Genomic DNA, 23,702 nt, shown 5'->3' on the forward strand with positions numbered 1-23,702 from the left:
TTTATTCACTTACTCCCTCCGACACGATTTTACTTATTCGACTTTGGTTTGTCCGCAGTAGTTCAGCCTTTACAGCTGGATGCATAGGTAGTTGCTCTAAGACAATCCTTTCAAGGATTCTATACATCCATAAATCCGTCTCTCTACTGTTTTCTTCCGAAAAAGTAATCTTAACAACCTTTCCTGTTTCACTCATTGAACCATTCACCTCCCGTCAATGTATTAAGATGATTGACGGGAAAGGGAAATTTCATACCATACTATTATGACTTTACAGAATTACTAGTTTTCAAATCTAATTGAAGTTGGTACTTAGTTCTTTTTGCACCTTTGCTCAATCGTTCAAAAATTACCTTTTCAGCTTTACTTCCAGGAAGACCTAATTTCATAAAAGTCAAATGCACTTACTTCACCTCAAATTTGTTATTTATTTGATCTATATAAATCTGTATTACTCTTTTGGGAATCCCAAGTCTTTCAGAGTTAGCTAGTAAAGCATTAAAATACTTTTTCCTTTTATCATTCAAATACATCCCCTCCCTCTATAACCGTTGGTGCTGTGTCAAAAGGTATCTTTTGACGATATTTTAACTAACTGATGTTATCAGCAACCTGTTGGGTAAGCAGAAAATGAAAAAATTCTTGTTCACGTCTGTTGTGACGTGATAAATGATGCCTGCTCATCACAGAATAGCTGCTTTGCTTCTCTTTAGATTCTTGAATAATTGTGTCATGTTCTAATTCCACGAATAGATTAGGCCGATCCATAAAAACTCCTCCTTGTTGAAATAAAAAAAACCACAAACATGAAAAACGGACGCACGTAGCCCTAGAGGTAACTACCTAAAATGGTAGCGTTCATCTAGAGTACGGTGCTTCCGTACTCGTCAACTTCCAGGGGATTATTACCAAATTCTGAGTTGTGAAAAATAAATGAAGTATTTACTGTAAGTGCCTCATAATATAGTTCATTTTCTTCACTTTTATCGAGAGCTTGAGTTTTCTCTTTTGACTCCTTTGTAGAAGAACTTTTATGTAGGTGCCTTTTGGTATAAATACAAAATTTTAGGTAAAATAGTCGGTGCTTCCGGACCATGCACTTATGTTCTTTTCCTCAGTTCCAGAAAAATACTTATTCAAAAATCCTTCTACACTGCTTATCCCGTCAAATTCCGAGATGGTCTCTTCTTCTTTCTCGACTGATTGTTTCTCTTCCTTACCCGCACCATCCTGTTCATAAATGTCATGTGGAGAAGCACCATGAACATCATTTTTGGAAACAGTGAAGTCAACTTCTGAAAAATGCTCATCTATGCTTTTTTGTTGATCTGCTTCTTCAAAGGTAAAATCAAATAAAGATAGTTGAAGTGACTGTTGATTTTGCATCATAAAATCCCCCTTAAACATTTTTTAAAAACTAAAACCGCAAATCATTTTTCTCGGTAGCAACAAAAAAAGCACTGTCCTTATATCTGCAGAGGATACACGTATGGTGTACTTCTGCAGATATAGAGACAGTGCTTCTGCTCTAGATCTATTTAAAATAGACTATTCAATTATATTGCTAAGAGTTTTTCATGGATTGCTTATATTTACAATCTATCATTACTATAATAGATTTTGCAAACATATCTAAAACTTTTTTAAAAAGAATATACTTTTGTTAGAAGCTGGTTACTTAAACTAAGAGTTTTACTGCAGTTAAATACCTTTTCGCTTGCATCCATTGCTTTTAGAAAGAAAGTCATAAAATTTAGTTCTTGACAGTCCATTATATTCCACTTTATGATGTGGAACATAATTAAATTTTTTAATCAAAATAATAAATCGGTGGGTAGCTCCACAGATTGGACCAGGAAGGACCTGCCAATCCAAGTATAAGATTATTTCTTTGTGATCTTATTATCTTAGGATGCAGTCTGCCTTTCTTTCCAAGTCTGTGGGGTTTTTCTATTTGATTTAACAGGAGGTAATGAAGTTGAAAAAAACAGAAAAACACATCCATTGGGAATCCCTCCCAGATGCTTTGACAGCACAACAAATATGCGAAATCCTGGAGATATCCAGAAGAAGGGTTTATGAGTTTTTTAAAATCCATGTTGAACATGGGGGTATTCCTACATTTCAAATCGGAGCATCAATAAGGGTAGACAAAAAGGACTTTAAACAATGGAATGATAGGAGAAAAGGCAACAATTCTAGGTAAATACCATATTCAACTATCTGCTACAGAATGTAACAAATTCTTATTAAGGCGTAGTATAGAAATAAAGAGTATTTATCTTTTGTATTATTTTCTGAAATCATCGCCTGACATGAAGCCGCGACGGGGATATTTTTAGTGGGGCAAGTAAGCCTCGAGTATTTACACCAGCTTATTATCCCAATCAATCCATGTACAATACCATAACTATTAAGCTAAATAATAACTAGAAATAGAAGTTTATTGGTGGTACATATCGTTGGCTTAAATCATTAGGAAGATAAATATGAGAAAAAGTAAAAAAATAAAAAAATTTTTTTTGTACCTATGTTCGCCTATCAATTAAAAATGAATTATCATGGGATCAAGAAAGAATAAAATCAACTGGGTTAAACCCCACAGATTGGAATGAGGAAGCACCCATCCAATCCAAGAAATAAGATGGTTAATTTTCTATTACACCACCTTGTTGTCTTGGGAGGAGTGTGCCTCTTATTTCACATCTGTGGGGTTTTCCTATTGACCTAACAGGAGGTAATTTTTATGAAGGAAACAAAAAAATACAGAACTTGGGAATCACTACCGGATACTTTGACAGCACAACAGATTTCCGATTTTCTTGGAATATCAAGAAAAACTGTTTACGAGTTATTAAAAGTGCATGTTGAGCAGGGTGGAATTCCCAACTATGAAATTGGTAATTCAAAAAGAGTGGAAAAAGCTGATTTTAAGCAGTGGATTAAGCAATTGAAAGAGCAGAAAAAGCATAATAGCTGATGGAAACAAATGTATTGGGAACAGGCTCTAGTATAAATTTTAATGGAGCCTCTTCCTACATTTTCACATTTATTAATTATACTTGGAAGTGAGGTAATAAATCAGTATGAAAGGTCATTATAAAAGAAGAAATTGCAAGTGCAACCCTAAAAAGAAATGCACTTGTGGTGGTAAAACCTGGACATTTTGGGTGGACATTGGACCTGATCCCAAAACTGGGGGAAGAAGACAGGAAACTAGAGGCGGATTTAAAACAAGGAAAGACGCAGAAGAGGCTGTGGCGGCGATAATAACTGATGTGAAGCAAGGTATTTTTATTAAGGAATCTGATATTTTGTTTAAGGATTTTGCTGAGCAATGGCTGCCTATGTATATTGAACGAACCTGTCCTAAACCTGGAACAATTCGCCTTCGAAAATATGGCATAAATAAATTACTCCCCTACCTCGCTCACATTAAGCTTAAGAATATTTCAGAGGAATTGTTCCAGGAAGCATTAGATGATTTAAAAGCTAATAATTTGGCCAAAAGTACACTGGAGGGCATCTTAGCAACAGGTAAAATGATTTTTGATATGGCCGTCCATAAGAAATTGATAAGAGAAGATCCAACGAAGAAGGGCTATATAAAAAAGGATCCTAAAATAATCAAAGAAACAGATGGGGATGATCTGAAAAATCTGGATGAGGATCTTCCAAATTACTTTGAAAAAGAAGAGCTCAAAAGCTTTTTGGATGCAGCAAAGAAATATGGACTGTTTATGGATGTTCTCATCTTTACTCTATTAGCCTACACTGGTATGCGGGTAGGTGAATTAGTTGTACTAAAGTGGAATGATATTGATTTCACTAAGCGAACTGTACGCATTAATAAAACATACTATAACGAATATAACAATATCGCTAAATATGAATTAGTGCCACCTAAGACTGAGAAATCTAAACGAAAAATTGTGGTAGCAAACCTTGTTATTGAAATGCTAAAGAAACATAAAGAAGAACAAGAAAACATCATTGCTAGGTTAGGGGATTCTTACAATAATAAGGGATTTATTTTTACAAATGTTAAAAGCCATCAAGGCCTCCCTATCTTAACAAAGTTAGTGGAAAATAGAATGGCTCGATTATTAAAAAAAATACAACTTAATCAAAATCTTACTCCTCACAGTTTACGCCATACACACACTTCACTTCTCGCTGAAGCCAAAGTGGACCTTGAAGACATTAAAGATCGGTTAGGTCATTTTGATGATGATATAACTAGAAAAATCTATCTTCATGTAACAGATCCTGTGAAAAGAGAAGCATCTGATAAATTTGATAACCTAATGGAAAGTGCTTAGTGGTTACTTATAGTGAAAGCAAAATTCTATCTTTGCTTTCACTTACCTTTTCTATTGAACAGTATCCTTGTACTGTGCAGCATTGAGTATTTTACTTATTAGTCTTCTTACTACACATATTACCCTTACTCTAAGTGCATTCTATTTTTTACATAACATAGTTAATGAGAAAAAATGTGGTTGTTACTTTAATTATTTTCATTGTCGTCAAAAAGACCGATAATATAATCAAGATTTTCACTACTTATTACGGTAATCTCCCTTAACACATTAATTATCTCAGTCCCAAAGCTTCCTGTTTCACTTATAATTTCTGAAGCTATCTCATTTGCCTCTCTTTCCCAAGGGTTTTCAGTATAATCAATTTGCTTATATTGTTCGAATGTAAGTCCATTCTTGAATTGTTTTATGTGTACTAATTCATGAATAATCGCAAACCTGATTAATATTTTTGCAGCTTCCATAAAAGCTGGTTGTTTATTATAAATCTTTGAATAATATCGATTGATTTTATCCGTAATACTAGCCGAAAAAAATATTATTTTCTCCACACCTGTACCTTCAGAATTTGGCACACTACTTGCTAAAGTATGTTCATCAGGATAACCATTACAAACTTTAAATGTACCAACTTCCGTGGAGTATGTTACATCGTCTATCCCCAATCTTTCTTTAATTGAGGAATGGTAAACATTAAGTTCTTCAAGTAATATGTTTGATACTTCTTCTACCTCTATCTTACTGGGAATCATCGCCATAATTGAATGCTCCTTTTTTCCTTAAAGTGTGTTTTTTTATTTTGACTTCCTAATTAAAGTATAGTTTATTAATCATTTTATTCAATTTTCCCATACAAAAAAGACCAGGAGTATTTGATCTCTTCTGGTCCTTTCTTAGTTCACTAATTACCAGCCAAACAAAGTTAAACTATCGTCCAGTAATTCTAGCTGAGTGGGGGTCTGACCCCGGTTCCTTAAGTAAAGTCAGTAAAAACGTTGGAAAATTAACGATACAATCTCTTTTCACGCAAAACTTTATACCTCTGCTGAATGAGGAATTGCCCCTTCCGTTGCGATAACCTGATACAATTGCTGAACCATTTGTTCAAGGTTTGTGCTTTCATTGATGTAGTATAGGGGTGTTGAGTTTTTGCTCATTTTGCTCATTACCTTCCAATAGAAGCTATGCGAGAAGAAGGAAGTATTCAAAAATACAGCCTCGGAAAAATCCAAATAAGATAAATCTCTGTTTAATTCCTCTACTCCTACAATCCTATAATCCGGAAACAACCCTTTCACCTTCTTCTTCCAGTTCGGGTGCCCACCAATAATCACTATCTTTTTCTTTGCAAGCGCAGTTATTTTATCTTCCAGCGAAAAGGTATCCTCACCTTGATTTTCTAACGAAGATAAATATTGTTTAAGAGAAGCCATTTCTTTTTCCGTTTCTCTACTCTTTTCAGCCTGCGATTCCAGCGATAATGCTTTTCTTCTCCACATTTCTTTTTCTTCTTTCATGTGTTGAAGTTCAGCCTCTAGTAAGCCCTTATTCCGGTTCCATTCTTGCTCGCTTTTTCTCGAATCCGCTTCTGCTTGGGCAAGTTTTTGTTTTGAGTCTTCCATCAGCTGCTGATATTGGTACTCCCACTCTTCGACATGCAAGGAGAAATATTTGTTTTGCGTCTTTCTGTAATCCTCCGATAAGGCCATGATGACAAGAAGCGAAGAGATCATCATATCCACTTCCTCTTCCCGGACAACTCCATCCACGACAAAGGTGTGAACATACGTAACAAGTCTCTTGAACTCGGAGGATTTAAGTACATATCTCTCAATTAAATCATCATATTGAATTCCCAAAGAACCTAGATAAGTTAATAATAAAATTAACGCCCTTGTTTGCCCTTCCCTCGTCACTTGATATGAAGCATCCCGTGAAAACTCATCTATATCGGGCACATTATTAAATGTGTCCGGGACTGTCACCATATTTCCTTCTTCTTTTCTAATTTTCATAATCCACTTTTTTAACGGCATATGAAGATTTCTGCCGACACCCCACTTCAGTTCTTCACTTTGTACGCGGGGCATTACTTCTTCGGGTAGCCGATATTGATGACCTATGTCCAGTGCTTCCCATTGAAATAATTGATAACAATATTCCATGTAATCTATAAGTTGATTTAAAATGTAAATTTGGTGTTGTGACGGTAATAACCCAATTTTTTTCATGTCAATCCCAAAAGGAAGCCCTTTTATGATGCATACGTACCATCCGATTACACCTTGTATATTTTGCTCATTGTCTTCTTCCTTAAAATGGTTCTTTTTAGAAAACTCCAGCATAAAGTCCATATATTCAATTCCGTCTGGGTTCCGTTTTAAATAATCCCATGTGTATTTGAACCCTTTTTGAATCAGGGAAAGAACCACTTTATAATCATGATGCTGCTCTGCCCAGGACAGAATGCCGGCAGTCTTTAACACTAATTCTTTCGTTTCGGTTGTAAAATACGAAAAATCGTTCTCTGTGGTTGAGAATGGGCCCGTCCTATAGGCCTGGTAATACCCCACTCTATTTTCCTCATACCATTTTTCAATATAATCCCTTATATGAGGGCGAGTGACCAAACTATGCAAGACAGTCCATCTCATATTACGGGCGCATTTGGGTATCGCATAAAAATCAGAAAAATCATGGAAGTCTTTTCCGGACAAACGGTTCCTCGATGAATGCTTCATATAAATTCTATCTCCTCGATCAACTAGTATCTTAATGTAATTATATACTTAATCTACTTCTTCTCCCCTACTATTCACAGCCTATTTTCAAAAAATAGAATCTTTTTATGCCCGAATATAAAGATCCGATGTATTATAATAGAACTACAATTCTAGAGGTTTTGGAAAATAGTTAAACAACAAAGGAACGGTGATAGGCTATGTTTGAAGAAACGTATCAGTTTGAACCCATCTACAAGATTAAGCTCACCAAAGTCGAAGATGAAATTGGCTACTTGGATAGTGATATGGAAGAGACTTGTAGAGCGGTGAGCATTTACTTTGATATCCATCGCTCGATAGATGGGCTCGATTACTTAGATTTCGATGCAGTGGAAAACGTTGACGATCCCTATCCCAAAATCGGTTCCGTTTGTGTCGACCTCCTAGACGATGATTGGTACAATCAGCACGCGAAAGTAAGAACGTACCAAAGGGGAAATAGTCCATCCTTCGTGGCCGTCAATACGTTTGATCCTCAATATCAGGGAATTGCCAAAAGACCGAAGGAAGAAGAGGGCTATTTATATAAAAAAAATGCAGCAGGGGAAACACTGATTCTTGTGGATGGTCGAATTGCGGATATCAACTACCTATGGTTACAACGGCCCTTTCATACAAAGGAAGAAGTACACAAAATAATGGACCACTTAACTTCCTATCTCATGCGGATTTTTAAAGTGGACTTTTTTATGCTGACCCTGCCGGATGGATTGAGTGAGGACGATCGTGAATGGTGGGAGACCCTTCCACCGTTTAACGAAGAAGGAGAGGAAGCCGTGATCCAGTGGAACCTCCCATCAGTGAATGTCGATTGGTTTTTAGATATAGGATTCCTGGAGTCCGCCAATAAAGCCTTAGTAGGAAAAGCCACTACGGTGAGAGAACGCCTATCTAATCCAAATACTGAAATCATTTAATTCCGAATATAAGCAATAGAGTCAGAGGGTGATTCCCCCTCTGACTCTATTGCTATATTAAAACTTATTTTGCCAATCGAATAATAAAGATAATAAACCGGCAGCAATGCTACTTACCATTAATAACAAATCAAGCAGTCTAAAAATGCTGAATTCCCCTGTAAAAAATAGATAGTTAATCATCATTGAACCGATTAAGAATAAGAACCCAAACACCTTGCTCATCACATAATCATTTTTCCGTTCTCTTTTAATTTCTTCCTCTGTCATTTCATACGTAAAAAAGAAATGAAAAATCTTGTTTTTAATTTTATCTTTCAATCCCATCTTCTCCTCATTAATGCAGCTTCTCAATAAGATGAATATAAAAATAGGTCCTTTGAAGGGTTCTCCAACACACTTCAAAAATCCCCCCAGTACGGGCCCCCCAAAAAACGAAAAAGAATATGTTAATTACATGCGGAAAATCTAATTAGAAAAACCACACACTGCATCCGATATGATTCTACAAAATGTTGCCGGTTCCCAAACTAATTTGACGGTTGTTTAAGCATGTTCAGAGCTATGCCACTAGTGGTTCATTATTTCCCCAATCTCGAAAATCCTTGTCAGTCATACAAACGTTTAAGTGAATCTGCCTGAAATGTTGTCAACTCAACGTTTCTGCCTAAATTCCCACGAGAATTTTGATAAAAATTGACTGATCCTATCACCACATTCCTGGCACGTCCAGTACAACTTCTACCATCAGCCAAATTCCTACAGCATTTACTACTGCCTCAACCAATTAAACGTTTAGATAAAACCCCCAATAGAGCAGGGGCCTGACCCCCATAGCCTTAATACTTTAATGCGTTAAACTTTAGCTGAATGGGGGTCTGACCCCCAATTCTCCGATTCTCGAGGAGTCCCCCACTTCAAATTTTCGTTAAAAAATTAAGTGGTGGGTAGTTCAATAATAATAGCGCTTTGATACAATTAAGAAAAGCGAAGAAGGGGCCGCCAATAATTATAGTGGGAGGTAATGGATGAAAATACTTATAGCAGAAAGAGATGAACTCGAACGAAAGGGAATACGGTGGTTATTATTATCAAACCAGGTTTTAATTACCCAGTTAAAAGAAACGGATAATGAAGAAGAGTGTTTTGACCTCCTTATCGATTGGAAACCAGATGTTGTAATTGTTGAACTTGAGATGTTTTCCCATACTCGAAAAAAGTTAACTTATTTACTGCGGGAACTGGAGATAAAGACAATTGTTCATACAAATCATAAAACCTTTGAAGCAGCTGATCAATCATTAAAGATGAAAGCAGAGGCTTTGTTCATAAAACCTTATGAAACAAGTGAGTGGTTACGTACGGTAAAAAAAGCAGTGATCCATTCACAAAAAAAACCAAGCGAAAACAGGGAAACTTTTATCCATCACGGGTGGGCATATGACCTCTTATTTGGGAGGGTTTTCAATACTTCACTTATTTTAGATCAAGTTCAAACATGGGGGTATCAACAGATACCGACACTTGTTGTCGCACTTAGTCTTGATAAATCGAATAAAGGACAAGTCGACCTAACTAAGCTAGTCCATTTTATAAACAAGGAGTTTCAAACCTACCACCCCTTTGTACTAATCGTTGAAGATCATCTTGTCCTATTGTTTAGTGTAGAATTTTTGCCTTCCAATCAAGAACCCATTCATTCGTTGAGACGGACATTAGTATACTTTTGCCAAAAGATGAAAAATGAAAATGATTTATCATTTTCTGCAAGTATTGGAAAATGGTACAACAATCCGAATATGGTGCATCAATCGTACTGGGAAGCAAAACGTGCCCTGTTACGCCGCTTTTACTTTGGAGGGAACCACGTATTTCCTCCCATTGAAAACTTGGTCTTAACCGATATCGATCCATTTCTTTCGCCTGAGGAAAGCGATGAATTTATGAAGCATTTACGAAACATTAATCGTGAGATGCTGAAGAAGTGGCTTAATGATCAGGTAAATAATTTGCCGATAACGGAAAAAAGTTTCCCTGATTCGGAAAACGTCCGCATTCGATTAACGAATATATTGTCTCATATACGTCGCTTCATGCTGGAAAAAATATATTTACTTAAAGAAGAACCTCTTTATAAACAATTATTTAATGATATTTTATCCGGCGAAGTGTTATTTGATATTGTCCACACCATGCTGTTATTTTGTTACCGATTATGCGATGAGGTCGAAAAAGAAGAATCTACTTATAATTCTATTCTTATAAAAAAAGCTATTCAGTATATAAATGAACATTACGCCACCCCGATTACTCTTGAGGAAATCTCAGTTCATGTAAATCGAAATAGTCAGTATTTTAGTTCGATGTTTAAAAAACAGCTGGGGTGTACATTTACGGAATATTTACAAATGAAACGAATTAAAGAAGCACAATTGCTTCTAAAAGAATCTACGATTACGATTTCAGAAACAGCTGAACGAGTTGGTTACACAGACCCGAGCTATTTTAGCAGGATCTTTAAAAACATTACAGGATACTCTCCAAGGCAATGGGTATCTAATAATTATCCAACTATCTAAAATTCATCCATATAATGTGGATGAATTTTATTTTCCCTGTCAAACTATTTTATATCCTCACAAAATTCTAAATATTATCCATAGAAACAGACACTACAAAAAGATAGGATTAATCTAACGAATGAAGAAGGCGCTTTCATATGTGTTCATAATTAATAAGAGGAGGTGAGCCAGTAGTAGGTCAGTTGCAATAACAAGTTTCCACACTCAATTTGGCAAATATAAATATTAAACATCAAGGAGGAATTTATCATGCGTTATTCACCAAAGAAAGGTCAGCATCACGGCTTACCATATGATCCTTTTAAAAGTAGTGCTATACCTCGCCCTATCGGATGGCTTTCAACCCAATCTAAAGATGGAATAGATAACCTTGCGCCATACAGCCAATATCAAAATCTTACCTGGGATCCACCAATGGTGATGTTTGCGGCAAATCAATCAGTATTAGGCGGGCGAAAGGATACGGTTCGAAACGCGGAGGAAACAGGTTGGTTTGTTTGGAATATGGCTACTTGGGATTTACGCGAAGCAGTTAATATTTCCTCAAAGGCCTGTCCGGCAGATGTTGATGAATTTGTGGCTGCGGGTGTTTCGAAGAAAAGCTGCATTGAGGCTCCTGGGTTCCGTGTTGCCGAGTCACCGGTTCAATTTGAATGTGAGTATGTTCAGACAATTAGAATTCCAACTGGTAATGAAGTTTCCACAGTGGATATTGTAATCGGACGAGTAGCTCATGTGCATATCAATGATGACATCATTCTACCAAGTGGGAAACTAGATATCTTGAAAATTAAACCAATTGCCCGCCTTGGGTATTATGATTATACTGTTGTCAACGAAATATTTGAAATGAAAGCACCAGCTGCTACAAAAGAAGAGTTGGCTGGCCTTGAAGGAAAAAATGTTTAATGACATATAGCGGACGATTAAATCTAAAAACAAAAGACACTTGAGGCTATGTTCGCTTATTAAATCGGACATACCTTTTGGTCTTTTACCTCTAGATCTGCTGGTTAGATTTCTTTTATTGGAAGTAATTTTTCAAATATTCCAAAGAGTGTTTTATAAATAAAGGAGGTTCCATATGCAAAATCCTCAAACAACAAATCTAGAAGAAGGCCCTAAGCCTCAGGAACAAACAGTGACCAATATTTCCGGTATTTTAAAATTCGTCGGTTTTAGTTTAATTGGTATCTTTGTTTTTTTCGCTCCCATTACAGTTAATGGAACTTCATCTATCCCTCTTGATCATATCGTTACTTGGATGAATACAACCTTTCCATCCCTAACACCGATTTATGCTTTACTTGTTATTTTAGGGGGAGCGCTGTATCCATTTATAACAAAAACGTGGAATCAAAGTGCTTTTAATATCGTTTTCACATTGTTAAAGATTATGGGGCTAGCAGTCGGGGTAATGATCTATTTAAAACAAGGCCCGGATTGGTTAATGAATGAACATGTTGGACCGTTTCTATTTGATTTACTAGTAGTACCCGTAGGTATAATGGTTCCACTAGGCGGGGTCTTTTTATCTTTACTGCTAGGCTATGGTCTTTTTGAGTTTGTTGGTGTATTTTGCAAACGGATTATGAAGCCAATCTGGAAGACTCCAGGCCGTTCGGCCGTAAGTGCTATGGCATCATTTGTTGCAAGTTTCGCTGTTGGTTTATTAATTACGAATCGGGAATTTAAAGAAGGTAAGTACACAATCAAACAGGCGGTGGTTATCGCAACTGGATTTTCCACTGTAACCGTTTCCTTTATGATTATCGTTGCTAAAACGTTAGATCTAATGAGTATGTGGAATTTGTATTTTTGGGTGACGGCATTTGTAACGTTTTTCGTAACGGCTATTACAGTAAGGATATGGCCAATTAGTAAACTGCCTGATGAATACTATAATGGAATGGAAGGAGCAACGGAAGAGGTAATCACGAGCAACTATTTACAGAATGCTTGGCAACAAGCAATGGAAGTTTCTAATAATGCACCACACTTCGTAAAAAATATCTGGGTGAATTTACGTGATGGTATGATTATGACAATGACTATTTTACCCTCTATTTTATCGGTTGGCTTAATTGGTATTCTACTAGCAGAATATACACCTATTTTTGATTTTATCGGTTATATTTTCTATCCATTTACTTCATTATTACAGTTGCCAGATGCGTTCCTAACAGCTAAAGCGGCTGCAATTGGAGTTACTGAAATGTTCCTTCCAGCATTACTAGTAGTTGAGGCAGCGCTTGTTACAAAATTTGTTATTGCTGTCGTTTGTATATCAACAATCATATTCTTCTCAGCGAGTATTCCTTGTATTTTGGCCACAGAGATTCCAATTAGTATTCCGAAGCTTCTTGTTATTTGGGTACAGCGTACAATTCTAAGCTTAATTATTACAACACCACTAGCCTATCTATTCCTATGAGCGTTCACTGTATTGCCTTAAAAGTCACAGTGATTCCCTAGATATTTTTGGGATTTGCTGAATATCAAAGAAAGGGCTAGTCTGCTTGTGACTGGCCCTCAACAAATACAACAAAATGTCCTTCATCCACCATTTTTTGATAGGAACTCTTACAATTTATTCAAAAAAACTGCCCCTATCTATGATACGGTTCACTCCAGTTAATTCCAAACAACCTTTCTCCACAATCTATGTCCCGATTATTGAAGATAGTTCTTATTGTTTTTTATCTTAATCATCTAAAGCATGTAAGGTGGTAATCACCATAACCACGGGGCATGACAGGCAACGGAAAAAAATTTTCCATCCTCCTGTAACTGCTAAACTAAATCAACAGTTTCTGCTAAATTGAATTGAACACTTTTTCACCATATATCACTTCAGTGAGCTATTATTTACTTTTTAACATAGTTTGGCTGGAGGAAATGAAAGGTGGAAAGAATCGCCAAGAAATTAGAGATTTCTAGGAATACAGTTTATAAGTATCTAGAGATGACCTTTGATGAGGCATCTAACTCGGCTAACTCACTGAGTAACAGAAAAAAGAAACTGGATCCCTATCGGGATCAGATCTTGAGTTGGTTAAAAGAACACCCAGATTTTTCTTCTGCCCAGATTGAGGACAAGGACCACAGGGACGGTTCCGCCGGCTCATCTATGATTTCCAGCGATATGGGTGAATACTTACTATATAGATCATAATTCACGGCTTGCCCTTTACCTTTGAGTTTTATATCACTACTCACCTTTACCCATCCTTTCATCCATTTGCCTATCCATGCAAACCTCTGCTAATCAGTACTTTCTCGCTTCCGCTCTACATCATCTTTTTATTCTTTCAATTGTCCTAATGTTATTTTCAACTCTTCTAGGATGAGTTCGTCCAATACTAATATCCCTTTAAAATTACTTTTCTTCTATTCCTTCTTTTATACTTTCAATTATTTCAACGCTAACTTCTAGCATTTCGGCAATTTCACTAGCTTTCCACTCTGGTTTGTTCTTTAGGATATTTCTTACCACATGTTCGAAACCTTGTTTATAGCCTATTTTTTGTATTTCATCTAGATTTTCAACTATAATTGGTTCTGTTGCTTTAAACTTAAAAACAGCTTCACTAAGTTTCTTTCTATTGCTCATTCTTATCAACCCTTCTTATTACTTCTGTGAATTTTCATCAACTATTATTATAATCTTTTGGAGTTCTGTTACTTCTTTGAGAAACCTGTAATTTATTTACAATTTCTTCGATAGAATGCCCTTCTAGAAAGTTTGCAGCGATTAATGCAACAGTGTTTCTGATTTTAATTAGATTTTGTTCTAAGCCTGGAATCCTTAATACCCTCCAATATAAATAAGGGATCTTTGTCTCATTTAATAACGGAAGTAATAGGATCTTCGCTTGTTATAAATTATTAAAAATGTAATTTAGTTATCTTTTGAAAGCATAATGTTCCATTCCGCTTCACCTAACATATAGAGTTTAAACTTCCTCCATAATTAGAGCTAACCATTTGATTGATGTTAACCTAATCCCTTTGATAGCTCTACAATTTTTTTTATATCTTCATATTCTGCTTTATCAAGTATATCTATCTCATTATTAGAAGCTAATAAAATTTGGTCTCTACATTTAGTAATTCTTTGAATCATTGGATGTATATTTAAACTAGTCAGATTAACAAAGTCATACAAATCTTCTATACATGTTGGTAACTTATATCCCTTATTACTACTGGCAATTAATAACCCATTATCTCGTAACTTAGATACAATATTAGATCTAAAGTAATGGATGTTGATCTTTTGATTTCTAATTGCATTGAGGTTATCAAGTATTTCATGTGTAGATATATATTCATTTGGGTTTTGGTACGTTTTAAATAACAAAAACTTCAAATAATCAATTCTGTCCTTTTCATCAATATCCTCAATATTGCCAGTCTTATCTATATATTGATAAGCCAAGTTGACAGCCTGTTTTAAAATCACATCATCATATGGCGTTTTATTTTCATTTTTTGTTGGATCAACCAAAAAATTTCTATAATCCTTTGGCCAATATTCTAACCTAATAATGTGTTTTTCTAAGATCTTATAAAACGTCTGATATACACCTGTAAGTTGGTTTATATCATATCCCTTAGCGATTGTCCCCGCCAGTAGATCAGCTAATTGAATAAGAATATTAGACTTACTATTATTAAATCCAAAACTAGAGAAGTTAAATAAATCGGGGATACTCTTCCGTATCACATACCCTTTAAACTCTTTCATGAACTCTTTATTTCCATACTCATCTGCTATAAGCTCCAGTTGGTCAAAAGTCCTATATAAATCATCATATAATAGTCTATTTAAAAATTTAAAAAAAGACTTTTTATAACGAATTCCTGCGTTCTCTCTTATTTTCCTTTTATCTATAATATAAGCAAAAATATTGAAAGGCAGACCTTTTATTTCATTTAGAATCAAACTTCTTCTCTTATGGTTGTTTCTAATTTTACTGGACTTCATTTCACCAGCCTGAAAAAACTTCTGCCTAATACATTCTACTTTTTCCTCTAAAATCTCTTTATTAGAACCTTTAACAAGAATAGCAACAATTATAAAATGGGTAGAAACGTCATTTTTATCAAAATCAAAGCCATAGTTTCCATATTCATCTACAAATGCATATTGAACATCGTTCACCAGCTATTCACTCCAACTTATTGTATTAATTATTAAGATTAAGTTCTACAAATTGTTATCATTCCCCTCCTGGTTTTGGAAATTAATTGCAAAAAATAGCCTTTTAGGTATATACCTCATTACTAATATTTTTCACCTTTTTGTTTAGTAGACTTTGAATGGAATTATTCTTTTTTATATTGGATATAATGGAAATTTAGTAACAAATCCATCAAGAAAGTGAGGTTTACAAATAAAATGAAAGGTCATTTTTACAGACGGGGCTGTACCTGCAAAAAGAGGAAAAAATGCATATGTGGTTCGAAATGGGCTTTCACCATTGATATCGGACTAGATCCAATCACTGGTAAAAGAAAACAGAAGGTTAAAAGTGGTTTTAGTACTAAACAGGAGGCCGAAGAGTATGCAGCAAGTCTAATTCATGAAGTAAACCAAGGAATATACTTAGAGGAAACAGATAAAACCTTCAGCGATTTTGCAATAGAGTGGCTTCCCATCTATAGTGATTCTAAAGATGTAAAGCCTGGAACAATTCGTGTACGTCTCCATGAAATTGGAAAATTATTGCCCTACTTTGCAAAATTAAAATTAAAAGACATTACAAGAAAGATGTACCAAGATGCTCTAAACGATCTACAGGACCAAGGTTACTCTGATAGTACTAGGGAGGGAATCAACCGAACGGGAAGAATGATTTTCCGAAAGGCACTAGAACTAGAGCTAATTAAGAAGGACCTGACTGAATTCGCTTATGTGAAAAAGGATAAGAAAACGATTGAACAGCTGGAAGAAGAGGAAGTTCCTAAGTATCTTGAAAAAGAAGAGCTTGCCTTATTTTTAGAAACAGCCAAAGCCAATGGCCTTGAACATGATTACTTAGTTTTTTTGATTTTAGCCTATACGGGAATTAGGGTGGGGGAATTAGTTGCTCTCAAGTGGAAGGATATAGATTTTAAAAACCATACCATCAGCATTACCAAAACGTATTACAATCCAAATAATAATGCCTTGGAATATCAACTAGTCACACCGAAGACGAGAAAATCACGAAGAAAAATTATTGCGGATGAAGAGGTGATTAACGTTTTGAAGGAACATAAAAAGGTTCAAGATGAAGTCATCAAGCGGTTAGGGGATGCTTACCATAACAAAGACTTTATCTTTGCCAAAATGGAACGGCAATTTGGTTATCCTATTGTGATTAAAAACGTACGAGATCGAATGAAAAGGCTTCTTGCTATCGCAGGTTTAAATGAGGATTTAACACCGCATAGTCTAAGACACACTCATACGTCGCTTCTTGCGGAAGCCCGTGTTTCACTTGAACAAATTATGGACCGTCTTGGTCATACCGATGACCAAATCACAAAAAATGTGTATCTCCATGTAACCCAAGAAATGAAAAAAGAAGCCTCTCAAAAGTTCGCTGAACTCATGAGAAGCCTCCGTTAATATCCTCAATGTTAGCAAAATGTTAGCAAACCACTCTCATCTTACTTACAAACCCAGTTATATCAAGGGTTGAAGCGGCTTATTACATCATGCCGCCCATTCCACCCATGCCGCCCATGTCAGGCATTGCAGGTGCAGCTGGTTCTGGCTTGTCAGCAACAACTGCTTCAGTTGTTAAGAACATAGCCGCAACAGAAGCTGCGTTTTGAAGAGCAGAACGAGTAACTTTAGTTGGGTCAACGATACCAGCATCAACCATGTTTACCCATTGGCCAGTAGCAGCGTTGAAGCCAACGCCAACTTCTTCATGCTTTAAGCGCTCAACGATCACAGAGCCTTCAAGGCCAGCGTTTGTAGCGATTGTACGAACTGGCTCTTCCATCGCGCGAAGCACGATGTTGACACCTGTTTGCTCGTCGCCTTCAGCTTGAACCTCAGCAACTTTGCTGTATACGTTAAGAAGGGCAACACCACCACCGGATACGATTCCTTCCTCAACAGCCGCACGAGTAGCGTTCAATGCGTCTTCAATACGAAGTTTGCGCTCTTTTAATTCCGTTTCAGTTGCAGCACCTACTTTGATGACTGCTACGCCGCCAGCTAATTTAGCCAAGCGCTCTTGTAATTTTTCACGATCAAATTCAGAAGTAGTTTCTTCTAATTGAACGCGGATTTGGTTTACGCGAGCTTGGATATCTTCAGTTGCGCCAGCACCTTCAACGATTGTTGTATTTTCTTTTGTTACAACGATCTTGGCAGCGCGGCCTAAAGAAGCGATTGTTGCCGATTTAAGGTCACGGCCAAGCTCTTCAGTGATCACTTCACCGCCAGTTAATGCAGCGATATCTTCTAGCATAGCCTTACGGCGGTCACCGAAGCCAGGAGCTTTAACAGCTACTGCGTTGAATGTACCGCGAAGCTTGTTCACTACTAAAGTAGCAAGCGCTTCACCTTCTACATCTTCAGCAATCAGCAATAATGGCTTTCCTTGTTGAACAACTTGCTCAAGAACCGGAAGGATTTCCTGGATGCTTGAGATTTTCTTATCAGTGATTAACACAAATGGATTTTCTAAAACAGCTTCCATTTTGTCAGTGTTGGTTACCATGTATGGAGATGCGTAACCGCGGTCAAATTGCATACCTTCCACTACGTCTAGCTCAGTAGTGAAGCCTTTTGACTCTTCAATTGTGATAACGCCGTCATTACCAACGCGCTCCATTGCTTCAGCGATTAATTGGCCAACTTCTTTGTCATCGGAAGAAATCGCAGCAACTTGAGCAATTGATTCTTTGCCTTCGATTGGTTTAGAAATAGCCTTCAGTTCTGCTACAGCAGCAGTAACCGCTTTTTCGATTCCTTTGCGGATCACCATTGGGTTAGCGCCTGCAGTTACGTTCTTTAAGCCTTCGCGAATCATCGCTTGAGCAAGAACCGTTGCAGTTGTGGTACCGTCACCGGCTACATCGTTTGTTTTGCTTGCTACTTCAGCAACAAGCTTTGCACCCATGTTTTCGAATGCATCTTCAAGCTCGATTTCTTTTGCGATCGTTACACCGTCATTCGTGATAAGCGGTGAACCAAATTTCTTCTCAAGAACCACGTTGCGTCCTTTAGGTCCAAGAGTAACTTTAACTGCATCAGCAAGGGTATCAACACCGCGAAGCATCGCGCGGCGAGCGTCTTCACTAAATTTAATCTCTTTAGCCATTGTTAAAAAACCTCCTCGTAAAATTAGAACTTTTATTCTATGAACTTAGACAACATTCAGTTTTCAACGTCCCAGACAGACGCTATTCTTTTTTCTAGTTATTCGCCAACGATAGCAAGGATGTCGTTTTCACGTAAAATTAAGTATTCAGTACCTTGGTATTTCACTTCAGTACCAGAGTATTTTGAGAAGATAATGCGATCGCCTACAGAAACTTCTACAGCTACGCGCTCACCATTGTCAAGCACGCGGCCAGTACCTACGGCTACAACTTTTCCTTCCTGAGGCTTTTCCTTTGCTGTATCCGGCAACACGATACCGCTTGCAGTTTTCTCTTCTGATTCAACTAGTTCGATGATGATGCGATCACCTAATGGTCTTAACACTATAAACAACCTCCTCAAATATATGTGGTTATGTTTATTATTAGCACTCACTCTCGATGAGTGCTAACACAATTATTATAATAATGAATCTAAAAATCTTTTGCAAGTATCATGCATAAAAATTATTAAAAAAAGTTACCGCTTTTTTCCACCTTATAAAGTATGTGATAGTTTTTGTTTTCTATTCATCATTTTTGTCCAAAGTCCCTCAAAATTGAAACTTGTAGGATTTTAACGGTACAATGAAGGATATGAAATCTCTGTCCTTTTTAAAAAGAACATAAAGGAGACAAACTATTTGAAAAGAGAATTTTGGATTATCTTAATTGTCTACATCGCCATGCAGCTTTCCGGCATTGCTGGAATTCCGGTGTTGATGTTTGTGTTTGGATTCCTAGGAAAAGACGTGGGATTGGCTGTACCAATTTGGCTGATTTTTAGCTTTACGGTTGCACTCATCATTATTCTGTTTATTTTAAGAAAGGAAATGGGTGCCGCCGGATTAAACGAACGGGGAAACTCCGCCGGCTTTTTGATCAAGTGGAGCATCCTCGGATTCTTTATGGCGTTGTTCGCCCAATATCTCGCAGCCATCATTGAGAGTATGCTCGGCATTAAAATGGGCTCTGAGAATACGGAGCAGATTCTTTCCATTATCGAAACGTTCCCACTGGCGATTCTGGTTACCAGTATTGTCGGACCGATTTTGGAAGAAATCGTATTTCGAAAAATCATTTTTGGCGCGCTATACAAACGGTTTAATTTCTTTATTTCAGCATTGATCAGTTCATTCATCTTCGCGCTCGTGCATATGGATCCTGCACATATTCTCATCTATTCGGGAATGGGCTTTACGTTTGCGTTCCTTTATGTAAAAACTAAGCGTATTATCGTCCCGATTTTTGCCCATGTGGCTATGAATACGATGGTCGTTTTGGTCCAGTCCGTTTACAAGGATGATATCGAGCGGCTGATGCGTGAGGCTGAAGCGATTCAAAACTTTATCGGAGGATTCTTCTTATGAAACGTTCACCCTTGATTTCCGGTTTGATTTATTTTTTATTAGGCGCCCTGTTCACCTGGTTTGCCATTGACGATGTTCAAAATAATGGCTGGGGCTTCTTCAGTTACCTGCTCGTCATCTTGGCCACGTTTGACTTCGGCTCGGGGCTAAAAATGCTTGTGTTTCATTTTAAATATAAAGATCAGTTGAAAAAATAAAAGGAAAATCCCTATTCATATGGAGATAGGGATTTTCCTTTTTATTTTTGAGGCGATTGGCGACACTTCCGTTTGTATTTCCACCAAAACTGTTGCCAAGAGACCTTATTGACGACACTTTCCTCTGGATTTCCGCCAAATCTGTCGCCAAGAGGCCTTGTTGACGACACTTTCCTCAGAGTTTCCACCCATTCTGTCGTCAATAAAACCTTACCCAATTTCTTTTAGCGCCACTTCCTGATAAGCCTTTAAAATTTCATCACAAAACGTATCCCATTCGGCTGCGGCTTCAAGTGAAGCATCGCTGACCTCTCCCAACACAGGTCTCTGCAGGAGGTCCTCCAACAGCGCAGTGAATCGCTGCACAGTAGCGGTCTCTGCCCCCTCAAGCACATCCGCCACAAATTCCCCAGGCGGGTACCACTCGGCCACCCGGCCCAAATCGCGGTAGATTTGTGTGAGCAGCAGATTACGCGGGCCTTCCCATTGCTCGTTCACAACGACATCGCGGAAAATCCGCGGCAATGAAGAAAATTCCTCCATCACCCCGTGACCGGCAAATACGGAAATGGCATCACGTAATACCTCAGCCCCTTCATTAGTGGCGCAAATTTTTTGCAGCAGGACAAGCTCACGCAACATAAACAGCTTTTTCCTGATTTCGAGCGGCTGATCCGCCTTTATTCCCGGATTAAGCGGCTTCTCCAATTGCAGAAACATATCATAAATCTTAAAAGCGCCAGCCGTTGTCCGCCGTGCCGCATGTTCAATCTTCTTCAACTTGCTGGCCGAAAGCGGGTAATCCTTCACCTTTTTTCCAAACACCGACCGGAAGTCGGCGTACAGATTGGCCTCACGGGAAGCACGGAGCATAAATCCGGCACAGGCAATGCCGATTTCCAGCCGCGATAACGTCAACACGATTCCAACTGCAACAGCGATTCCCCTATCCTTAGGACCAATTGGATAGGCAATCGCCCCTTTATATTGAATTTCTGCGGTAGGCAGCTCAGAAGTCCCCATCTTCCATTTAATCCGGTTAATTTCATATCCGTTTCGTTTTTCTTTCTCCTTATCGCCAGGCAGCCAAGCTGGGACCACAAACGTAGATACTTTGTCAGTTCCCGAAATTTTTGCCGTAACAACCGAATAATCGGCATGTGCCGCCGAGCAGAAGAATTTGTTTCCGTATAATCGATAATACTTGCCATCTGGAATGGCTTCCAAAACATTGGCCGGCAAATCCGAACCGCCCTGAATCTCACTCATAAACTGGGCGCCAATCGCAAACTCACCGTTCACGCCCTCCTTTGTATGCATTAAAACATCATAAAGCTCCGGATAGGCTTCGTCTGGAAACTGGTCCAATAGCGCCACCAAGCCATGTGTACAGGTCAAGGGGCAGGTAACTCCGGCTTCACCCAATTGATGGATCAGCATTCTTTTCACAAAGCTCTCCCAAGCGGGCATTTTGCTGGAGAATAGACCTTCTCCAAAAATCTCCGATTCAAGCTGGTGAACCTCCTGGGGCCGGACGATCCTGTCCATCCGATGATTGAAGGCATCATAATGGAGCATATAAGGCCGGACCTCAGGCCGGGCAATCCGCTCCGCCAGCCTATTCCATTTGGACGATACCACAGGAGAGAAATCTTGCATCTTTTTGCTAATTTCCCCAAACTGGTCTCCGATAAAATGTTGTGCAGCTTTTTGCAAGAACGGCTCATCGCGATACCAGTCGAGACTGTCCCGCTTTTGGAGAAACTCATCAAAGCTGTACGTATTTTTCCCTCTGAGTTCAGTATCCTGAGAAGCTATGTTCATTATTGTCACACCTTCCAAAGATTCTTAATTTTCAGTAATATTTTAAAGGTAAATATTGTAAGCGTCAAATATATCCTAAAAATGTAAAAAGGCCTGATCGTGTCAGACCTATTACACTTATCTATTTGCCCTTCGAAAGCGATATTGTTTCCATTGGTAGTGAATAAAACAGCCGATGCAAAAACCAAGAATCGCTATAAATGCTGCTGCCGCTACCATAATCGTAAACACATAGCCGATTCCATTCCAGTCGAATAAAAAGCCGGTAAAGCCGATCGCAAGACAGGTAACGGCAACTTTTTGATTAAACTGCTGCTGCTCCCAGTCTTCAGGAATATAGGCTTTAGGGTCTTTTTTAAAAAATAATTTTGCTATTTGCATGACCGGGTTAAATCCAAAAACAAGACCGGAAAGGCCAGCCAACAATGGCACTAATAATATCCATTCTTGATTTGTTACCCATGTTAGAATCACACTTAATACAATCGTCCATTGGTTCGCCTTAACAAGCGGCCGCGGGATAGAACGCACAAAATTCTCCAATGTCAACTTAATTCCAACCTTTCATATTGGATTTGTTAACTATTTTATCTCCCACTCTCCTTTTTGTATAGTTATAATAACAAAAAGGGCGTTTCACTTAATTTGTGAAACGCCCCTAAACCGATTATTCTTCTATCTCATCATCATTTGGATAATGCTTTAAGAAATAGACCAGCGATTGCAGTTCAACCGCCAAGTCAATATGATGGACACGAATGCCGGGCGGTACATTTAACCTTGCCGGCGTGAAATTTAATATCCCTTTTACATTGGCTTTGACAATTTGGTCCGTAATCATTTGGGCAACGGGAGCGGGAACCGTAAGGATGACCACCGGTATATTATCCGCCAGCAAACGCTCCTCCAAATCATCCAACGCATATATCGGGACATCGCCGATGGAAGTGCCAATTTTCCCCGGATCGACATCAAACGCGCATTCAATTTTCGTATTATTATTTTTCATAAAATTATAATGCAAAAAGGCAGTCCCCAGATTACCGACCCCGATTAGCGCCACCTTTGTCAATTCATCCTGATCCAGCGTCTTGCTGAAAAAGCTTAACAAGTAGTTGACATTATACCCGTAGCCTTTTTTTCCGAGGGCCCCAAAATAGGAAAAATCACGGCGGATTGTCGCCGAATCAACCTTTACTGCTTCACTTAATTCCGCTGAGGAAACCCGCTGCTTCCCAGAAGAGTGGAGATTTTTCAAAAATCGGTAATATAAAGGCAGTCTTTTTGCCGTGGCCTGCGGTATTTTCGTTGTTTCATTTGCCATACTTCTACACCCC

The 23,702-nt window shown here is 37.9% G+C and carries 23 protein-coding genes and 1 pseudogene; 11 read left to right on the top strand and 13 right to left on the bottom strand.

Translation table 11 applies throughout. The features are described 5' to 3' along the window. Position 1 precedes the first annotated feature (1 nt). The 3 genes from M3234_RS24970 to M3234_RS24980 form a co-directional block, all read right to left on the bottom strand. A complete protein-coding gene (locus M3234_RS24970; protein WP_262307296.1) occupies positions 2 to 196 on the bottom strand; it encodes a hypothetical protein in 195 nt (64 codons plus the stop codon). A 395-nt stretch (positions 197 to 591) separates the two neighbouring features. Next, entirely contained in the window at positions 592 to 768 is a 177-nt protein-coding gene (locus tag M3234_RS24975) for a hypothetical protein (RefSeq protein WP_262307297.1), read from the bottom strand. A gap of 297 nt (positions 769 to 1,065) precedes the next feature. After that, entirely contained in the window at positions 1,066 to 1,389 is a 324-nt protein-coding gene (locus M3234_RS24980; RefSeq protein WP_262307298.1) for a hypothetical protein, read from the bottom strand. A gap of 589 nt (positions 1,390 to 1,978) precedes the next feature. Between M3234_RS24980 and M3234_RS24985 the strand changes: the two genes are divergently transcribed. The 3 genes from M3234_RS24985 (at position 1,979) to M3234_RS24995 (ending at position 4,322) form a co-directional block, all read left to right on the top strand. Next, complete coding sequence (locus M3234_RS24985) at positions 1,979 to 2,206, top strand: helix-turn-helix domain-containing protein (RefSeq protein WP_262307299.1); 228 nt, start codon at positions 1,979 to 1,981, stop codon at positions 2,204 to 2,206. A gap of 540 nt (positions 2,207 to 2,746) precedes the next feature. Then, on the top strand, positions 2,747 to 2,980 hold the full coding sequence (locus tag M3234_RS24990) for a helix-turn-helix domain-containing protein (protein ID WP_262307300.1): 234 nt from the start codon (positions 2,747 to 2,749) through the stop codon (positions 2,978 to 2,980). A 106-nt stretch (positions 2,981 to 3,086) separates the two neighbouring features. Continuing rightward, positions 3,087 to 4,322, top strand: coding sequence for a site-specific integrase (locus M3234_RS24995; protein WP_262307301.1), 1,236 nt, complete (start codon positions 3,087 to 3,089; stop codon positions 4,320 to 4,322). A gap of 188 nt (positions 4,323 to 4,510) precedes the next feature. Here the strand turns inward: M3234_RS24995 and M3234_RS25000 are convergent, their stop codons facing one another. Both M3234_RS25000 and M3234_RS25005 read right to left on the bottom strand, forming a co-directional pair. Next, positions 4,511 to 5,080 carry a hypothetical protein gene (locus M3234_RS25000; RefSeq protein WP_262307302.1) on the bottom strand — a complete coding sequence of 190 codons (570 nt, stop codon included), beginning with the start codon at positions 5,078 to 5,080 and terminating at the stop codon, positions 4,511 to 4,513. A gap of 276 nt (positions 5,081 to 5,356) precedes the next feature. Further along, positions 5,357 to 7,063 carry a hypothetical protein gene (locus M3234_RS25005; protein WP_262307303.1) on the bottom strand — a complete coding sequence of 569 codons (1,707 nt, stop codon included), beginning with the start codon at positions 7,061 to 7,063 and terminating at the stop codon, positions 5,357 to 5,359. A 200-nt stretch (positions 7,064 to 7,263) separates the two neighbouring features. Here M3234_RS25005 and M3234_RS25010 point away from each other — a divergent pair, with 200 nt between their 5' ends. Then, positions 7,264 to 8,022, top strand: coding sequence for a hypothetical protein (locus M3234_RS25010; RefSeq protein WP_262307304.1), 759 nt, complete (start codon positions 7,264 to 7,266; stop codon positions 8,020 to 8,022). Between the two features lie 57 nt (positions 8,023 to 8,079). On the opposite strand, the gene M3234_RS25015 is transcribed toward M3234_RS25010, so the two are convergent. Next, complete coding sequence (locus M3234_RS25015) at positions 8,080 to 8,343, bottom strand: hypothetical protein (RefSeq protein ID WP_262307305.1); 264 nt, start codon at positions 8,341 to 8,343, stop codon at positions 8,080 to 8,082. A 707-nt stretch (positions 8,344 to 9,050) separates the two neighbouring features. Between M3234_RS25015 and M3234_RS25020 the strand changes: the two genes are divergently transcribed. The 4 genes and pseudogenes from M3234_RS25020 to M3234_RS25035 all read left to right on the top strand — a co-directional run. Next, entirely contained in the window at positions 9,051 to 10,601 is a 1,551-nt protein-coding gene (locus M3234_RS25020) for an AraC family transcriptional regulator (RefSeq protein WP_262307306.1), read from the top strand. A gap of 252 nt (positions 10,602 to 10,853) precedes the next feature. Further along, positions 10,854 to 11,513 (top strand): flavin reductase family protein, encoded by a 660-nt coding sequence (locus M3234_RS25025; RefSeq protein WP_262307307.1) that lies wholly within the window; start codon positions 10,854 to 10,856, stop codon positions 11,511 to 11,513. Positions 11,514 to 11,688: 175 nt separating this feature from the next. Next, on the top strand, positions 11,689 to 13,038 hold the full coding sequence (locus M3234_RS25030; protein WP_262307308.1) for a YjiH family protein: 1,350 nt from the start codon (positions 11,689 to 11,691) through the stop codon (positions 13,036 to 13,038). Between the two features lie 471 nt (positions 13,039 to 13,509). Next, a pseudogene (locus M3234_RS25035) lies at positions 13,510 to 13,701 on the top strand (IS21 family transposase); the annotation flags it as partial. A gap of 282 nt (positions 13,702 to 13,983) precedes the next feature. On the opposite strand, the gene M3234_RS25040 reads toward M3234_RS25035, so the two are convergent. Both M3234_RS25040 and M3234_RS25045 read right to left on the bottom strand, forming a co-directional pair. Next, entirely contained in the window at positions 13,984 to 14,217 is a 234-nt protein-coding gene (locus M3234_RS25040) for a hypothetical protein (RefSeq protein ID WP_262307309.1), read from the bottom strand. A 384-nt stretch (positions 14,218 to 14,601) separates the two neighbouring features. After that, positions 14,602 to 15,771, bottom strand: a complete 1,170-nt coding sequence (locus M3234_RS25045; protein WP_262307310.1) for a DUF3800 domain-containing protein — start codon at positions 15,769 to 15,771, stop codon at positions 14,602 to 14,604. 237 nt (positions 15,772 to 16,008) lie between these two features. On the opposite strand from M3234_RS25045, the gene M3234_RS25050 reads away from it, so the two are divergent. Then, positions 16,009 to 17,223 carry a site-specific integrase gene (locus tag M3234_RS25050; RefSeq protein ID WP_262307311.1) on the top strand — a complete coding sequence of 405 codons (1,215 nt, stop codon included), beginning with the start codon at positions 16,009 to 16,011 and terminating at the stop codon, positions 17,221 to 17,223. 82 nt (positions 17,224 to 17,305) lie between these two features. Here the strand turns inward: M3234_RS25050 and groL are convergent, their stop codons facing one another. Both groL and groES read right to left on the bottom strand, forming a co-directional pair. Further along, positions 17,306 to 18,934, bottom strand: coding sequence for a chaperonin GroEL (gene groL / locus M3234_RS25055; RefSeq protein WP_262307312.1), 1,629 nt, complete (start codon positions 18,932 to 18,934; stop codon positions 17,306 to 17,308). Between the two features lie 98 nt (positions 18,935 to 19,032). Beyond that, positions 19,033 to 19,320 (bottom strand): co-chaperone GroES, encoded by a 288-nt coding sequence (gene groES, locus M3234_RS25060; RefSeq protein WP_262307313.1) that lies wholly within the window; start codon positions 19,318 to 19,320, stop codon positions 19,033 to 19,035. Between the two features lie 298 nt (positions 19,321 to 19,618). On the opposite strand from groES, the gene M3234_RS25065 reads away from it, so the two are divergent. After that, positions 19,619 to 20,344 (top strand): CPBP family intramembrane glutamic endopeptidase, encoded by a 726-nt coding sequence (locus tag M3234_RS25065; protein ID WP_262307314.1) that lies wholly within the window; start codon positions 19,619 to 19,621, stop codon positions 20,342 to 20,344. Continuing rightward, positions 20,341 to 20,541: a YdiK family protein gene (locus tag M3234_RS25070; RefSeq protein ID WP_066320573.1), complete on the top strand. Its 201-nt coding sequence runs from the start codon at positions 20,341 to 20,343 to the stop codon at positions 20,539 to 20,541. Before M3234_RS25065 ends, M3234_RS25070 begins: the two co-directional genes overlap by 4 nt. Before the next feature lie 210 nt (positions 20,542 to 20,751). Here M3234_RS25070 and M3234_RS25075 read toward each other — a convergent pair whose 3' ends face one another. The 3 genes from M3234_RS25075 to M3234_RS25085 all read right to left on the bottom strand — a co-directional run bounded on the left by M3234_RS25075 (position 20,752) and on the right by M3234_RS25085 (position 23,689). Continuing rightward, on the bottom strand, positions 20,752 to 22,365 hold the full coding sequence (locus M3234_RS25075; protein ID WP_262307315.1) for an acyl-CoA dehydrogenase family protein: 1,614 nt from the start codon (positions 22,363 to 22,365) through the stop codon (positions 20,752 to 20,754). 117 nt (positions 22,366 to 22,482) lie between these two features. Beyond that, positions 22,483 to 22,896, bottom strand: coding sequence for a DUF4395 domain-containing protein (locus M3234_RS25080; RefSeq protein WP_262307316.1), 414 nt, complete (start codon positions 22,894 to 22,896; stop codon positions 22,483 to 22,485). A 136-nt stretch (positions 22,897 to 23,032) separates the two neighbouring features. Then, complete coding sequence (locus M3234_RS25085; protein ID WP_262307317.1) at positions 23,033 to 23,689, bottom strand: redox-sensing transcriptional repressor Rex; 657 nt, start codon at positions 23,687 to 23,689, stop codon at positions 23,033 to 23,035. Positions 23,690 to 23,702 lie beyond the last annotated feature (13 nt).

Source organism: Neobacillus niacini, from assembly GCF_023715785.1.
In the GTDB taxonomy this organism is placed as follows: Bacteria; Bacillota; Bacilli; order Bacillales; family Cytobacillaceae; genus Neobacillus; species Neobacillus niacini_E.

Excerpts from the sequence above, each read along its gene's own strand:
- M3234_RS24970 (WP_262307296.1), bottom strand. The coding sequence starts at position 196 with ATGAGTGAAACAGGAAAGGTTGTTAAGATTACTTTTTCGGAAGAAAAC.
- M3234_RS24975 (WP_262307297.1), bottom strand. The coding sequence starts at position 768 with ATGGATCGGCCTAATCTATTCGTGGAATTAGAACATGACACAATTATT.
- M3234_RS24980 (WP_262307298.1), bottom strand. The coding sequence starts at position 1,389 with ATGATGCAAAATCAACAGTCACTTCAACTATCTTTATTTGATTTTACC.
- M3234_RS24990 (WP_262307300.1), top strand. The coding sequence starts at position 2,747 with ATGAAGGAAACAAAAAAATACAGAACTTGGGAATCACTACCGGATACT.
- M3234_RS24995 (WP_262307301.1), top strand. The coding sequence starts at position 3,087 with ATGAAAGGTCATTATAAAAGAAGAAATTGCAAGTGCAACCCTAAAAAG.
- M3234_RS25000 (WP_262307302.1), bottom strand. The coding sequence starts at position 5,080 with ATGGCGATGATTCCCAGTAAGATAGAGGTAGAAGAAGTATCAAACATA.
- M3234_RS25005 (WP_262307303.1), bottom strand. The coding sequence starts at position 7,063 with ATGAAGCATTCATCGAGGAACCGTTTGTCCGGAAAAGACTTCCATGAT.
- M3234_RS25010 (WP_262307304.1), top strand. The coding sequence starts at position 7,264 with ATGTTTGAAGAAACGTATCAGTTTGAACCCATCTACAAGATTAAGCTC.
- M3234_RS25020 (WP_262307306.1), top strand. The coding sequence starts at position 9,051 with ATGAAAATACTTATAGCAGAAAGAGATGAACTCGAACGAAAGGGAATA.
- M3234_RS25025 (WP_262307307.1), top strand. The coding sequence starts at position 10,854 with ATGCGTTATTCACCAAAGAAAGGTCAGCATCACGGCTTACCATATGAT.
- M3234_RS25030 (WP_262307308.1), top strand. The coding sequence starts at position 11,689 with ATGCAAAATCCTCAAACAACAAATCTAGAAGAAGGCCCTAAGCCTCAG.
- M3234_RS25040 (WP_262307309.1), bottom strand. The coding sequence starts at position 14,217 with ATGAGCAATAGAAAGAAACTTAGTGAAGCTGTTTTTAAGTTTAAAGCA.
- M3234_RS25050 (WP_262307311.1), top strand. The coding sequence starts at position 16,009 with ATGAAAGGTCATTTTTACAGACGGGGCTGTACCTGCAAAAAGAGGAAA.
- groL (WP_262307312.1), bottom strand. The coding sequence starts at position 18,934 with ATGGCTAAAGAGATTAAATTTAGTGAAGACGCTCGCCGCGCGATGCTT.
- M3234_RS25070 (WP_066320573.1), top strand. The coding sequence starts at position 20,341 with ATGAAACGTTCACCCTTGATTTCCGGTTTGATTTATTTTTTATTAGGC.
- M3234_RS25075 (WP_262307315.1), bottom strand. The coding sequence starts at position 22,365 with ATGAACATAGCTTCTCAGGATACTGAACTCAGAGGGAAAAATACGTAC.
- M3234_RS25085 (WP_262307317.1), bottom strand. The coding sequence starts at position 23,689 with ATGGCAAATGAAACAACGAAAATACCGCAGGCCACGGCAAAAAGACTG.